Annotated in this window: 14 protein-coding genes; 6 read left to right on the forward strand and 8 right to left on the reverse strand. The window is 69.9% G+C overall.

Annotated elements, in window-relative coordinates; all coding sequences use genetic code 11:
- Nucleotides 1-101 precede the first annotated feature (101 nt).
- Nucleotides 102-863, forward strand: a complete 762-nt coding sequence (locus ACIG5F_RS01770) for a hypothetical protein (protein ID WP_396515447.1) — start codon at nt 102-104, stop codon at nt 861-863.
- Here ACIG5F_RS01770 and ACIG5F_RS01775 read toward each other — a convergent pair whose 3' ends face one another.
- The 4 genes from ACIG5F_RS01775 to ACIG5F_RS01790 all read right to left on the reverse strand — a co-directional run bounded on the left by ACIG5F_RS01775 (nt 864) and on the right by ACIG5F_RS01790 (nt 5,284).
- Nucleotides 864-1,397: a cupin domain-containing protein gene (locus ACIG5F_RS01775; protein ID WP_396515448.1), complete on the reverse strand. Its 534-nt coding sequence runs from the start codon at nt 1,395-1,397 to the stop codon at nt 864-866.
- 60 nt (nt 1,398-1,457) lie between these two features.
- Nucleotides 1,458-2,843, reverse strand: coding sequence for a DHA2 family efflux MFS transporter permease subunit (locus ACIG5F_RS01780; protein ID WP_396515449.1), 1,386 nt, complete (start codon nt 2,841-2,843; stop codon nt 1,458-1,460).
- A gap of 1 nt (nt 2,844) precedes the next feature.
- Complete coding sequence (locus tag ACIG5F_RS01785) at nt 2,845-3,966, reverse strand: nucleotide disphospho-sugar-binding domain-containing protein (protein WP_396515450.1); 1,122 nt, start codon at nt 3,964-3,966, stop codon at nt 2,845-2,847.
- 154 nt (nt 3,967-4,120) lie between these two features.
- Nucleotides 4,121-5,284 (reverse strand): 4-hydroxybenzoate 3-monooxygenase, encoded by a 1,164-nt coding sequence (locus tag ACIG5F_RS01790; RefSeq protein WP_396515451.1) that lies wholly within the window; start codon nt 5,282-5,284, stop codon nt 4,121-4,123.
- An 87-nt stretch (nt 5,285-5,371) separates the two neighbouring features.
- Here ACIG5F_RS01790 and ACIG5F_RS01795 point away from each other — a divergent pair, with 87 nt between their 5' ends.
- Nucleotides 5,372-6,187, forward strand: coding sequence for an IclR family transcriptional regulator (locus ACIG5F_RS01795; RefSeq protein WP_396515452.1), 816 nt, complete (start codon nt 5,372-5,374; stop codon nt 6,185-6,187).
- Nucleotides 6,188-6,268: 81 nt separating this feature from the next.
- The gene (locus tag ACIG5F_RS01800; RefSeq protein WP_396515453.1) at nt 6,269-7,087 is read left to right on the forward strand and encodes a hypothetical protein; all 819 of its coding nucleotides are present in this window, start codon (nt 6,269-6,271) and stop codon (nt 7,085-7,087) included.
- A 140-nt stretch (nt 7,088-7,227) separates the two neighbouring features.
- Here the strand turns inward: ACIG5F_RS01800 and ACIG5F_RS01805 are convergent, their stop codons facing one another.
- On the reverse strand, nt 7,228-8,064 hold the full coding sequence (locus tag ACIG5F_RS01805) for an LLM class F420-dependent oxidoreductase (RefSeq protein WP_396515454.1): 837 nt from the start codon (nt 8,062-8,064) through the stop codon (nt 7,228-7,230).
- A 38-nt stretch (nt 8,065-8,102) separates the two neighbouring features.
- Between ACIG5F_RS01805 and ACIG5F_RS01810 the strand changes: the two genes are divergently transcribed.
- Complete coding sequence (locus tag ACIG5F_RS01810) at nt 8,103-10,679, forward strand: fibronectin type III domain-containing protein (protein WP_396515455.1); 2,577 nt, start codon at nt 8,103-8,105, stop codon at nt 10,677-10,679.
- A gap of 26 nt (nt 10,680-10,705) precedes the next feature.
- On the opposite strand, the gene ACIG5F_RS01815 is transcribed toward ACIG5F_RS01810, so the two are convergent.
- Nucleotides 10,706-11,245: a DUF3558 family protein gene (locus ACIG5F_RS01815; protein WP_396515456.1), complete on the reverse strand. Its 540-nt coding sequence runs from the start codon at nt 11,243-11,245 to the stop codon at nt 10,706-10,708.
- Nucleotides 11,246-11,299: 54 nt separating this feature from the next.
- Here ACIG5F_RS01815 and ACIG5F_RS01820 point away from each other — a divergent pair, with 54 nt between their 5' ends.
- A complete protein-coding gene (locus ACIG5F_RS01820; RefSeq protein ID WP_396515457.1) occupies nt 11,300-11,851 on the forward strand; it encodes a TIGR03086 family metal-binding protein in 552 nt (183 codons plus the stop codon).
- Here ACIG5F_RS01820 and ACIG5F_RS01825 read toward each other — a convergent pair.
- Both ACIG5F_RS01825 and ACIG5F_RS01830 read right to left on the reverse strand, forming a co-directional pair.
- Nucleotides 11,848-12,327 (reverse strand): PPOX class F420-dependent oxidoreductase, encoded by a 480-nt coding sequence (locus ACIG5F_RS01825; protein ID WP_396515458.1) that lies wholly within the window; start codon nt 12,325-12,327, stop codon nt 11,848-11,850. The two genes, ACIG5F_RS01820 and ACIG5F_RS01825, sit on opposite strands and share 4 nt — an antisense overlap.
- A gap of 8 nt (nt 12,328-12,335) precedes the next feature.
- On the reverse strand, nt 12,336-13,010 hold the full coding sequence (locus tag ACIG5F_RS01830; protein WP_396515459.1) for a DUF998 domain-containing protein: 675 nt from the start codon (nt 13,008-13,010) through the stop codon (nt 12,336-12,338).
- A 160-nt stretch (nt 13,011-13,170) separates the two neighbouring features.
- On the opposite strand from ACIG5F_RS01830, the gene ACIG5F_RS01835 reads away from it, so the two are divergent.
- Nucleotides 13,171-13,572 carry a VOC family protein gene (locus ACIG5F_RS01835; RefSeq protein ID WP_396515460.1) on the forward strand — a complete coding sequence of 134 codons (402 nt, stop codon included), beginning with the start codon at nt 13,171-13,173 and terminating at the stop codon, nt 13,570-13,572.
- Nucleotides 13,573-13,592: the final 20 nt, after the last annotated feature.

The raw sequence follows: 13,592 nt of genomic DNA on the forward strand, positions 1-13,592 counted from the left end.
AATAGCCAGCTGCCCTTACGGGCCGCATCCGGCCGCCGCCCTTCCCCGCGGGCGACACCGCGGGCGATGTTGGACGGGACGCCGAGACGAACGGAGTGGGGATGCGCGCGAAGAAGGTGGCGATGCTGACGCTGGCGGCGCTGGTCGGGCTGGCGGCGCCGGCCGCGGCCAACCCCGGGGACGCGCCGCTCAAGAACGGCAAGCCGCTGATCGGGGATCCGCCGCCGCTGAGCGGGACCGGCTACACCTTCGCCACCACCGCGCCGCTGTGGTCGGTGGTCGCCGTCCGCCCCTCCCCCGGCCGCGACGTGGACCTCGACCTGTACGCCGACGGCACGACCGGGCCGTCGCTGGCCACCAGCGACCAGAACGCCGGCCTGCCCGACTTCATCGCCATCGACTCCAGCAAGGTCGCGCCGGCCGCCTACCGCACCGTCGTCACGCCCTACGGCGGCAGCGCGCCGTACACCCTCACCTGGACCGCGCCGGCCCAGTCCGAGCAGCTCGGCTACCTCCAGTACGCCGTCGGCAACGACGAGAACATGCGCGCCACCGATGTCGACATCAAGGCCGGCCAGTGCACGGCCTTCTTCGTGTTCGGCACCACGCACAACACCGGCTCATTCTTCGTCTACCGCGGCGCGGCCGGCGACCCGGCGATCGTCACCGCCAAGACGCCGCCGCTCCAGAAGGTCAACTTCAAGCCCGGTGACAAGACGGACTACTACGACCCGGTGGCCTGGCACTACAAGCCGACCGTGCGCAGCCATTTCCTGATGCTCGTGGTCAATCAGCACGACACGTCCGACTCCAACCCGCTGGAGTACGCCATCCAGCCGGCCGACCCGTCCTTCTGCGCCTGACTACGCGGTCCGGTCCGCGCCGATCGAGATGCCGACGATCGTGCACGGCTCGGCGCCGAGGTTGCGCCAGGCGTGCCGGGTTCCGTTCTGCACCACCACATCCCCGGTCCGCAGCAGCGTCTGCTCGCCGTCGTCCAGCTCCAGCGTGACCTCGCCCGAGACGACCAGGACGTAGTCCAGGCTGTCGGTCCGGTGCATGCCCGGGTTGTCCAGCTCCATGGTGGCCACCGAGCCCGGCATCTGCCGCTCCACCTCGGCCAACGCCGCGGCCAGGTCGATGTCGGGCGACACCGCCACCTCGCCCGGCGGGATCACGTTGACGATGAACCGCGACCCGTCCCGAGGCGGGTAGTACGCCTCGGCCGGCCGCGGCGCGCCGTCGTCCGGGTACACCGGCCGCTCGTCCCGCCCCCACAGCCGATAGGCTTCGAAGCCCGGCATCAGCTCGGACGTGATCGGCTCGACGGCGCTGTCGTCGACCACGCGGGCCTTGCCGTCGCGGTCGTGCCCGGTGACCACTCGACGAATGCTCATGCGCTGCTCCCCCTTGGGTTCCCACCTTGGGTACACCACCGCACCGGGGACGGGTCCCCGCTACTGCGCGCGTGACTCGGCCGGGATGGCCAGGGCGCAGGCGGCTCCGACGAGGGTGAGCGCGGCGGCGACGAAGAAGGCCAGGTGGTAGGCGGAAAGGTCGGCCTGCCCCGAGGCCCCGGCGGTGGCCAGGACGGTGCCGAGCACGGCGACGCCGATGGCCGCGCCGACCTGGCCGCTGGTGCTGAACAGGGCGGAGGCGCTGCCCATTCTGGGCGGGGGCAGGGTGGCGAAGGCGGCGGCGCGGGTCACGCTCATGACGTTGCCCATGCCCAACCCCAGATAGAACATGATCAGCCGGGTCAGCCAGGGGTCGGTGGCCCGGCCGACCAGTCCCAGCAGGGCCAGCCCGACCGCGACGTTGACCAGGGCCAAGGCCAGTTGCCGGCGGGACCCGAGGGCCCGGTGCACCCGCGTGGCCAACTGGGTGCCGACCATGACGCCGATGGCCTCGGGAAAGCCGATGAGGCCGGTTTCCAGGGCGGACGCGCCGAGGGCGTCCTGGTACAGCAACGGAAACACGAACAGTGCGCCGAGAAAGGTGGCGGTGGAGAAGGCGGTCACGATGTTGATGCTGCGAAACATCCTGTCGGCGAAGAGTTTCAGGTCGAGCATCGGCTGCGGGGTCCGCAGCTCGACGACGACCAGCAGCACCAGCAATGCGATGCCGGCCAGCCCGGTCACGACGATCAGCGGCGAGGTCCAGCCGAGGGTGGCGCCCTCGGTCAGGGCGAACATCAGCAGGCCGGATCCGGCGCAGGACAACAGGAATCCGGCCAGGTCGAACCGGCCGGCCGAGGACTGCCGTTGCTCGGTCAGGAAGAACAGGCCGAACAGCAGGACGGCGATCCCGATCGGGATGTTGACGTAGAACACGAACTGCCAGGACAGCTTGTCCACCAGCAGGCCGCCGAGCACCGGCCCGAGCGCGGGCGCGACGGCGGTGGGCGCGATCATGATCTGGGAGACCCGCATCCGCTGGTCGGGCGGGAAGACGTGGAACATCATGGCCATCGCGACCGGCCCGAGCATGCCGCCGCCGAGCCCTTGCAGCACACGGAAAACGGTCAGCTCGACCAGGCTGTCGGCCAGCCCGCACAGCGCGGAGGCGACGGTGAACGCGGCCAGCGCCCACAAAAGAACCCTTTTGCGGCCGAAGCGGTCGCCGAACCAGCCGCTGGCCGGGATGACCATCGCCGTGCTGACGAGGTAGCCGACGGCGATGGCGCGGGTGTCCACCGGCGCGACGCCCAGATCCACGCTGATCTTGGGCAGGGCGACGTTGACGATGGTCGTGTCGAGAATGCTGATGAACATCGACGCCACGAACACCACGGACATGACGACGGTCGGCCGCAGCCGCGGCCGGTCCAACCCCACCGACATGTCAGGACGCCGCGAGTTCGACCAGGCGGGGCACCAGCGAAGCCGGCGTGGCCATGGCGTGCATCTCCTCGCGCACCTCGGCGGCGATGGCCCGCGGCTTGTCCGCCCGCAGCAACCAGTCCATCAGCTCGGTGTCCACATCGGACGGTGTGACAGAGACGCCCATGCCCCGCTCGTGCACGGCGTCGGCATTGGCGAAGCGGTCCGCGCCGTCCGGCAGCACCACCTGCGGCAGGCCGGCGTCGATCGCGGTCAGCGCGGTGCCGGCGCCCCCGTGGTGGATGACGGCCGAGCAGGTGCGCAGCAGGCTGTTCAGCGGCATCCACGGCAGCGCGACGACGTTGTCCGGCAGGTCGCCGACATCGGTCGACCCCACCGCGAGCACGAATTCGGCGTCCACGCCGGCGGCCACGTCGATGATCCGCCGCAGCGTGGCGAACCCGTTCATCGTCGGCGAGACCGTCCCGAGCGTGACGGCCACCCGCGGCCGGCTCGGCGGTTGCCGCAGCGGCTCCGGCAGCACAGTGCCGCCGTTGTAAGGGATGTAGCGGGTCGACCAGCCCTCCGGCTCACCCGGGATCATGCTCGGCGGCGCGACGTCGATCTTGTGCAACGTCGCCGAGCCGGTGACCCCGTGCCGCGCGTAGGCGTCGGCGAGGTGTTCACGCATCAGCTCATTGACCCCGGCCGTCCGCGCGAAGCCGAATCCCTGCTGCACGGCGGGAACCCCGAGCTTGGCGGCGACCAGTGGGCCAGCGCCCTGCAACTGCGTGTACACCACGAGATCAGGCTGGAATCTGGCCGCTACCTCAATGATTCCGTCGGCCATCCGGTCGGCCACCTGGGCGAACACCGGCACCGCCTCGCGCAGGTCCCGGGTCGCCTCGGAATTGCCCAGTCGCTGCACCAACTCGGGCCGGTTGGCCCTGATCCACTCGAAGACGCCGCTCATGTTCTGCCCGGGCAACACGTCCTCGACCTCGATGCCGGCTCGCTCCGCGACCAGCGCGTCCCCGGCGGCGGCCAGCCGCACGTCGTGGCCGGCGGCGCGCAGCGCCCACGCGAGCGGAACGGCGGGCAGCACGTGACCGGTGCCCAGAGCGGAGACGAACAACACGCGCATACGAGATTCTCTCCCCGGTGATTCACACGGTGCTGTCGGCGAGCCTAGCAATCAATTCCGGCAATTCGTGCCTTGACCGTTCACAGCCACGATTTCCCGTGATTTTGAGGAAACTTTGAAGATCGATTGATGATGCTCCCATCGGCCCGTGCGGTCACCAGGGCAGGCCCACGTAGTTCTCGGCGATGGTGGTCCGGGCGGCCACGCTGCCGGCGGTGTAGCGGAGCTGGGCCAGCTGGACCTGGCGCTGGAAGGCGTCGGCCCCGGGCGTGATGTGCAGCATCGAGGTCATGGTCCAGGAGAAGGCCTCGGCCCGCCACACCCGCAGCAGCGCGGTGTCCGAATAGGACTCGACCAGGCGGGAGTCGTTGTGCCGCAGCAGCTCCGTCAGGGCGGCGGAGAGCAGGCGGACGTCGGCGACGGCCAGGTTCATGCCCTTGGCGCCGGTGGGCGGCACGATGTGCGCCGCGTCGCCGGCCAGGAACAGCCGGCCGTGCCGCATCGGCGTGGCCACGAAGCTGCGCATGGCGGTGATTCCCTTGTCCAGCACCGGACCTTCGATGACCGGGCTCTCCCCGTCCAGCGCCAGCCGGGTGTGCAGCTCGGCCCACACCCGCTCGTCCGGCCAGTCGGCGAGGTTCTCGTCCGGGGCGACCTGGAGGTAGAGCCGGGTGATCTCGGGCGAGCGCATGCTGTAGAGGGCGAAGCCGCGCTCGTGATAGGTGTAGGCGAGTTCGTCCCGGGTCGGCGCGGCCTTGGCCAGAATACCCAGCCAGGCAAAGGGATAGGTGTGGTCGTAGGCCTGGTGCGGCACGCAACCCCGACTGACGCCGTGGAATCCGTCGCAACCGGCAATGACATCGCAGACAAGTTCCTGCGGCTGCCCCGAGACATCGGTGAACGTGATGCGCGGGCGGTCGGTGTCGACGTCGTGCACGGCGGTGTTGCTGACGTCGAACAGGAGCTGGCCGCCGTCGCGGGTGCGGGCGTCGATGAGGTCCTTCACGACCTCCTGCTGCCCGTACACCGTGACGTTGCGGCCGACCAGCTCTTCGAAGCCGATGTGGTGGTCGGCGCCGTCGAAGCGGAGCGAGATGCCGCCGTGCACCAGGCCCTCGCGGTCCATCCGCTCTCCCAGGCCGACCTCGCGCAGCAGGTCGGTGGTGGTGTTCTCCAGCACGCCGGCCCGCACCCGCTGCCGCACGTAGTCCTGGCTGCGCTCCTCGATCACCACGGACTCGATGCCGTTGAGGTGCAGCAGGTGCGACAGCAGCAGCCCGGCCGGACCGGCCCCGACGATCCCGACTTGTGTGCGCATGACTGCCTCCCTGGTTGCCGGCCTCCAGCATCCGAGCCAGACTGGCCGACGTCACCGCTGGTTTCCGTTGAACGGAAGGATCCCCCGTTGCCGCCTCGCACGACCTCGCCGGCCAGCGTCGGCGCGCGCCTGATCACGGTGCTGGAGGCGTTCACCGAGCGCGCGGCGGCGCTGACGCTGTCGGAGCTGAGCCGCCGCACCGGCCTGCCGCTGACCTCCACTCATCGCCTGGTCGGCGAGCTGGCCGCCGGCGGGCTGCTGGAGCGGGGCGAGGACGGCCGGTACCGGATCGGGCTGCGGCTGTGGGAGATCGCCTCCCTCGCCCCGCGTGGCGTGGGCCTGCGCGAGAGCGCGATGCCCTTCCTGGAGGACCTGTACGAGGCGACGCACCAGCACGTGCAGCTGGCCGTGTTGGAGGGCCGGGAAGTGCTGTACCTGGAGCGGATCTCCGGCCGGGACGCGGTGTCGATCATCTCCCGGGTCGGCGGCCGGCTCGCCCCGCACGCCACCGGCGTCGGCGTGGTGCTGCTGGCCCACGCCCCGGCCGAGGTGCAGGAGGAGATCCTGGCCGGCCCGCTGCGGCGGTTCACCGACCGGACCACCACCAAGCCATCGGAGCTCCGACGAATCCTGGCCGACGTGCGCCGCAACGGCTACGTGATCACCGACGGCACCGTGGAGACGGTGGCCCTGTCGGTGGCCGCCCCGGTGCGCGGCGCCGATGACACGGTGGTGGCGGCGATCTCCGTGGTGGTGCCGGCCGAGTCGGCCCGGCCGCGCGAGATCGTGCCGGCGGTCGTCGCGGCCGCCCGGGGAATCTCGCGGGTGCTGGGCGCACCCAGCAGCCAGCGATTGGGCCGCACTGTACGTCGGGAAACCCACAGGCGCGACCTGCAAATCTGAAACAGAAGTGTCACAAGCCCTGTGACACGACTGTCGAACACCATCGCGCACCCTTTTCCCGGAGTCCACGACTAACGGGGCATGAGAATTCCAGCGAGCCTTGTCGTGGCGGCCGTGTCGCTTGCGCTCGTGGGCTGCGGGCATGTCCGCGCCACCGCCGGCCAGCCGTCGCCCGTGGCGCTGCCCACGGTCAGCTCAACCACTCCGACCAGCGCTTCTCCCGGTGACGCGGCCGCGCAGGCCGAGGCCGACGGCCAGTTCTCCCTCCTCGTGTTCGACCGCGTCACCGGACAGGTGGTGGCCAGTCACGATCCGTCGACGCCCTATCCGGCCGAATCGGTGGTGAAACTGCTGATCGCCGTCAGCGCGTTGCAGGGCGGGGCCGATGCCGGCGTTGTCGCCTCAATGCTGTCGCGCAGCGACGACGAGATCGCCAATCAATTGTGGACCCGATACGGGAACGTCGGGATCGTGGCCCAGGCGATCAAGCTGATGGGCCTGACCGAGACCGAGGCCCCCGACGACCCCGGCCGCTGGGGCGACACCCAGGTCACCGCGGAGGACCTGCTCAAGGTCTACCGGTACCTGCTGGACAAGGCCTCTTCCGGCATCCGCGAGGTCATCCTGAAAGCGCTCTCCAACGCCACCGAGTACGCGGCCGACGGCTTCGACCAGTACTTCGGCATCCCCGACGCCCTGGCCGGCGAGCCGTGGGCGGTCAAGCAGGGCTGGGCCTGCTGCCGGCCGGACCGCGTCGTGCACACCACCGGCCTGATCGGCGACCAGCGGCGCTACATCCTGATCGCGCTGAGCGCCCACGACTCGTCCGCGACCTGGGACGAGGTCACCGACGAGCTCACCGAGGCCGTGCGGGCCGCGGTGGCCAGGCTGACGTTCTGATCATCATTGACCCGATGTATGCGCACGCAACCATGAGCCTTTCGGCCTAAAAACCCCCGGTCACGGTTGCCTGTAAAGGTTCTCCGGCCTATGTTTCACCGCAGTTACGGCGAGGAGGTCGGATGTGTGCCGCAGACGGGCTACTCGCCGTGCAGCTCCGCCACCGCCGTCTCGATCCGGTCCAGCGCCCGCTCGACCGGGCCGCGGCCGGCCGACGGGACGAAGAACAGGACCCGGCGGAAGCCGGCCTCGGCGAACCGCGCCAGCGTCGACGGCTTGGGCTGAGCGTTCATCAGCATCAGCTCGATCGGCCGGTCGGCCCGGTCCAGCAGCTTGCGGCCGCGGCCGATGACGTCGTCGGATGGCCCGAGGTAGTTGGGCATCCACGCGTCGCCGAAGGCCAGCACCCGGTCCTCGACGGTCGGCCCGTTGCCGCCGACGATGATCGGCGGGTGCGGCCGCTGCGCCGGCTTGGGCCAGCACCAGATCCGCTCGAACTTCACGAACTCGCCGTCGTGCGAGGCCTCGTCCTCGGTCCAGATCCGTTTCATGGCCGCGATCTGGTCGGCCATCAGCCGCATCCGGGTGCGCGGGTTCACCCCGTGGTTGGCCATCTCCTCGCGGTTCCAGCCGGAGCCCACGCCGAAGTCCAGCCGGCCGCCGGACAGCTGGTCGACGCTGGCCACCGCCTTGGCCGTGATGATCGGGTCCCGCTGGGTCACCAGACAGATGCCGCTGCCCACCCGCAGCCGCGTGGTCGCCGACGCGGCCGCGGTGAGCGCGACGAACAGGTCATAGGTGTGGGCGTACTTGCGGGGAAGGTCGCCGCCGGCCGGGTAGGGCGTGCGCCGCTCGGCCGGAATGTGGGTGTGCTCCGCGAAGAACAGCGACTCGAACCCACGCTCCTCGACCAACCGGGCCAGCGGCCCGGGGGCGACGGTCTCGGCCGTGGCGAACACAGCAACACCGAAGTCCATGCACGCACCGTACGCCGCCAGGTACGAACGGAGTATCGATGAAACGATCAGTCCAGCTCGCGGTCGGCGTGGCCGCGGCGGTGGTCTCCGCCGTGGCGCTGAGCGGCGTGCCGGCCGACGCGGCCGGCGGCCACGGCGCTGACGTCTACGTCTCCCCCACCGGGAACGACCGGCTGCCCGGGACTTCGGGGCAGCCGGTCCGCACGCTGCAACGCGCGCAGGCCCTGGTTCGTGAGCGGACGTCACATGCGACCGGCGACATCACGGTGCACCTCGCGCCGGGCGTGTTCGACCTGTCGCAGCCGTTACGGCTGACCGCGCAGGACTCCGGCGCCAACGGGCACCGCGTGATCTGGCAGGGCTCCACCGGCACGGCCCTGAGCGGCGGCAAGCAGGTCACCGGCTGGCGTCCGGTGCCCGGCCGGCCCGGTCTGTACGCCGCGCCGGAGCCCAAGGGCATGGACAACACGCGGCAGCTGTACGTCAACGGCGTGCGGGAACAGCGGGCGCAGGGCCCGCTTCCGGTGACGCTCAAGGCAACCGCCACCGGCTACACCGCCTCCGCCCCGACGATGGCCAACTGGCGCAACCCGTCGGACATCGAGTTCGTCTACACCGCCGGCGAGGCGCTGTGGAACATCCAGCGCGACGGCCTCGGGCAGTGGACCGAGCCGCGCTGCCCGATCGGCTCGGTCAGCGGCACGACGGTCACCATGGCCCAGCCGTGTTGGGACAACTCCACCAAACGCGTGGTGTTCCCCGACATTCCCGGCCGCAGCGTGAACATGGTCGGCCCCTACGACCTGACCAACGGCCGGCAGCCGACCTTCGTGGAGAACGCCTTCGAGGTGCTGGACACGCCCGGCGAGTGGTACCTGGACCGGTCGGCCCGCACCGTGTACTACCTGCCGCGGCCGGGTGAGGACCTCAGCTCCGCCGATGTCGAGGTTCCGGTGCTGCAACAGCTGATCGACGCCTCGGACCTGCACAACGTGTCCTTCCGCGGCATCCAGTACGAGTACGCGACGTGGCTGACGCCGTCCTCGCCCGAAGGGTTCTCGGAGATCCAGGCCGGCTACACCAACACCGGCCCCGACGGCTGGGCCGTGCAGGGGCTGTGCCAGTTCGTGCCCAACGGCAAGTGCCCGTACGCCTCGTGGACGCCGGAGCCCGGCAATATCAGCGTCGCCGACAGCACCGGGCTGGAGTTCACCGACTCGGTGTTCGCCCATCTCGGCGCGGCCGGCCTGCGGCTGGCCGGCAACACCCAGAACACCTTGGTGCGCGGCAACATCTTCACCGACATCTCCGGCAACGGCATCGAGGTCGGCGGCGTCGACCAGCCCACCACCGGCAGCACGCACGACGTTCAGGTGCTGGACAACCACCTCTACGGCCTGCCGCGCGAGTTCCACGGCGGGGTGGCCATCCTCAACGGCTACAGCCAGCACGACGTGATCTCCCACAACCAGATCGACAACGTCGCCTACTCGGCGATCTCGATGGGTTGGGGCGGCTGGCCGGACAAGATCAAGGTGGCCGCCACGCCCAACAACTCGCACGACAACGTGGTGTCCGACAACCTGATCCACGACTACATGCTGTCGCTGGACGACGGCGGCGGCATCTACACCCAGGGCATCACCGGCAGCTCGCTGGCCACCGGCGAGAAGGTCACCGGCAACGTGATCTACGGACAGCTGGGGCTGGGCAAGGGAATCTACACCGACAACGGCAACACCTACGAGAACGTGGTCGGCAACGTCGTCTACGGCACGCCGTACGCCAACGTCGGCACCGCGCACGTGGACTACCGGGACAACCTGGGCAACAACGACCCGACCCTGATCCAGGGCAACTACTGGGAGCAGGGCGACAAGGACGGCGACAACAAGGGCGTCATCACCCAGGGCAACCACCTGCTGGACAATCCGGCGGCCGCCCCGAAGTCCATTGTGGACAACGCCGGGCTGGAGCCGGCCTACCGCGGGCTGCTGGCCAAGAAGGTCGGTGGCGCCGGACCGCCCGAGCAGCCGACCCGGGTCGGCGCCTTCGCCGCCGACGGCAAGGTCTACGTCACCTGGAATCCCAGCTACGCGTTCAACAACGCGCCGCTGGACAGCTACCTGATCACCGCCGGCACCAAGACCGTCAGCGTGCCGGCGGCACAGTTCGCCAAGCAGGGCTACGCCGTCGTCGACGGGCTGATCAACGGACAGTCCTCTGTGGTCACTGTCCGGGCCCACAACCGGTTCGGGGCCAGCACTCCGTCGCTGCCCTCCGCCCCGGTGACTCCCGGTCCGCTCGCCGGCCAGGTCTCCGACGCCCCCACCGGCGCCAAGGCCATCCCCTCGGCCAGCGCCGCCAGCCTGCGCTGGACACCGCCGGCCAAGATGGGCGACACGCCGATCATCGCCTACGTGATCACCGTGTCCGACGGCCGCACCGTCACCGTGAACGGCCGGGACGCCCTCGTGTCGCAGCCCACCGCCAAGGGCATGACTCGGGTCGTCGACGGCCTCAAACCGGCCACCGCCTACACCTTCACCATCGCCGCCGTCACCGCCGACGGCCCCGGCGCCGCCGTCACCGTGCAGACGACGACCCTCGGGTAAGGGCTCCGTCAGCCACGCCGACGCCGCTACCGGGAGGTCGTCGGCGTGGCTGACCCGTCCAGCTTGAGCAGGCCCAGCTCACGGGCCTTGTGCACCACGCCCGATCCGATGGATTTGACCCGTGCGCAGGCGGAAGCGACCGTCGACGGCGGCGTGTCGCCGGCGACGACCTCCAGGACCGTCCCCCGCTCCGGGAACACCACCGCGGCGCAGGCCGGCCGGACATCGCTCGTGGTGACGACGGCCTTCACGCCGTCGAGGTCGAATTCCTCGCCCGGCACCGGAAAGGCCTGGGTCAGGTCGACCAGCACATCGCGGTCCCATCGGACCAGCACCATCATCGAGAACTTGGGACCTCCCCACGAGCAACTCGCCCCGCTGTCGAACTTGTGCAACGGCGTCGCCGTCAGGCCGTTCTCGGTCACCACGGACGGCGCGACGAACGAGCACAGGTCGGCTTCCCGCACACTCGTGGGCGGTGGTGGCGCCGCCGGCGCGGCTGTGCCGCCGCAGCCACCGAGCAGCACAACGGCGAGCAGTGCGAGGGCCGGCGTCACGCGGATCATGGCCGTGACCATAGGCTCGTGTCACCGGGACCTGTCCCCGACTACGGTGGAACTATGATCATCGAGCGCTACCTGACCGCGGCCGCCGGTTTCGAGGCGAGGCTGCGGGCGATCGGCGAGCAGCAGTGGACGGACCCGACCCCCTGCGCCGAGTGGAACGTCCGCCAGCTGGTGAACCACGTCGTGACCGGCGACCACCTCAACGTCATCCTGCTGACCGACCCCGAGGCGGCGGCCGAGTTCCGGCAGACGCGCGACGTGGACCGCCTCGGCGACGACCCCGTGAAGGCCTTCGCCGAGAGCAGCCGGCTCTGCGCCGAGGCGTTCACCGCGCATCCCGACGCCGAGTTGGCCTTCCCAAGGGGGCCGATCACCACCGACCGCGCCGTCGACCTGCGGGCCACCGATGTGCTGGTGCACACCTGGGATCTGGCCCGGGCGATCGGGGCCGACGAGACGCTGGACGCCGAGCTCGTCGCCTGGGCCAACGACACCGTGGAGGCGACCTACGCCGGCCTGATGGACATCCCCGGCGTCTTCGCCACCCCCGACGGCAGCGTGCCCGGCACGCCGCAGGAGCGGCTGCTGCACCGGCTCGGACGTTAGACGCTTCGGCTGAAAGGCTTCAGCAGATGGGGATCCCGGTCGGCGTCGCCCGGGTCGAGGCCGATGCTGATGATCCGGCGCGGGTGGATGCGGATGATCGGGCCGCCGATCTGGGCCCGCCCGTCGACCGGGTCGGTCAGCGCCTCGGCGTCGCCGCGGATCTCCACCATGCGCACCCGCACCGGATCGGTGGAGGGCATGTCGTCGACCACGAACGCGACCCGGCTGCCGGCGGCCACGTTGCGGAACTTGCGGCTGGCGGCCATGTTGTAGCCGCCGATGTCGATGGTGCCGAGCTCTTCGTTGTAGCCGAAGCTGACCGGGTTGACCTGGAGCGCGCCGTCCGGCCGGGCGGTAGCCAGCCGGCCGATCCGCTGAGTGGCGAGATAGGACAGCTCGGCGTCGGTGAAGGACACGGTGGTGGGCCTTTCTCCGTTGTGGTGGAGGCTGCGACCCCAGTCAACAACCTCCACCATCCTGGAGATCAAGCCTCCGTGGTGACGACTGCCGGCGTCGGGAAGACGTCGCCGAGAATGGCCTCGCCCTTGGTCAGCCAGGCCAGGCCGAAGGCCATCACCGCGATGGTCTCCAGCCACAGCTCGGGGTGCAGCCCGGCGGTGGCATCGGCGAAGAACCGGCCAACCACGGCGATCGCCAGCAGGCAGCCGATGATCACGAGCCCGCAGGTCAGGTACAGCCGGTTGCGTTGCAGCTTGCGCTCGGTTGGCCCCATCTCGCTGGTCCGCCGGAACAGCACGATGGCGAAGAAGGCGATGGTGAGGAAGAAGAACGCCGCGAACACCAGGTGCACCACGCCGATCACCGATGCCGTGGCGTCGGGGTTGTCCGGCGCGGTCGGGAACAGCGCGAGGCCGATGGCGGCGATGCCGGCCACGTTGCCGGCGATGTCGTCGACGGGCTCGTAACCGCGGTAGGACAACAGGAACGCCCCGGCCGCGCACATGCTGCCGACGAACACGCCGCGCATGTCCGTCCAGAAGTAGGAGCTGATCGAGTCCTGCAGGCCGCCGCCCTGGATCAGCAGCTTGCCGATGATCAGCACCGCCGGCAGCCCTATGCCGATGAAGCCGATGGCACGCCGCAGGTACAGGTACGAGTGGACGAGAGTGTCCTGTGGGGATCGAGTTGTCGGGCTCATGGCCGCCTCCGCGCGCAGTCGCTGTCCCAGTGATCGGCGCACCGCCACCGGGACCTTAGTCCTGACCTCGGGTTTTCACGTGATCGGCGGACAGTTCGCGTTGTCGGGCCCCCTCGGCGGTGCGAGGATGGCCGCCTGGTTCCGATCCTAGGAGCAAGCCATGGCCACCGTGCTCAACCCCTACATCAGCTTCAACGGCGACGCCCGCCAGGCACTGGAGTTCTACCAGGCCGTGTTCGGCGGCGAGCTCAGCCTCAACACCTTCGGGCAGTTCGGCCAGACCGGCGAGGGGGCCGACCAGATCATGCACGGCCAGCTCGGCACCCCCAGCGGCTACACGCTGATGGCCTCGGACACCCCGCCCGGCATGCCCTACAACCCCGGCGACAACATCACCGTCTCGCTGTCCGGCGACGACGACGAGGAGCTGCGCGGTTACTGGGAGAAGCTGTCCGACGGCGGCGTGGTCAGCGTGCCGCTGGAGAAGCAGATGTGGGGGGCGGTGTTCGGCGCCTGCACGGACAAGTTCGGCATCAACTGGATGGTCAACATCGGCGGCTGAGAACTCAGCCCCGACGGGCA

The sequence above is a fragment of the Kutzneria sp. NPDC052558 genome, assembly GCF_044547355.1.
Taxonomy (GTDB): domain Bacteria; phylum Actinomycetota; class Actinomycetes; order Mycobacteriales; family Pseudonocardiaceae; genus Kutzneria.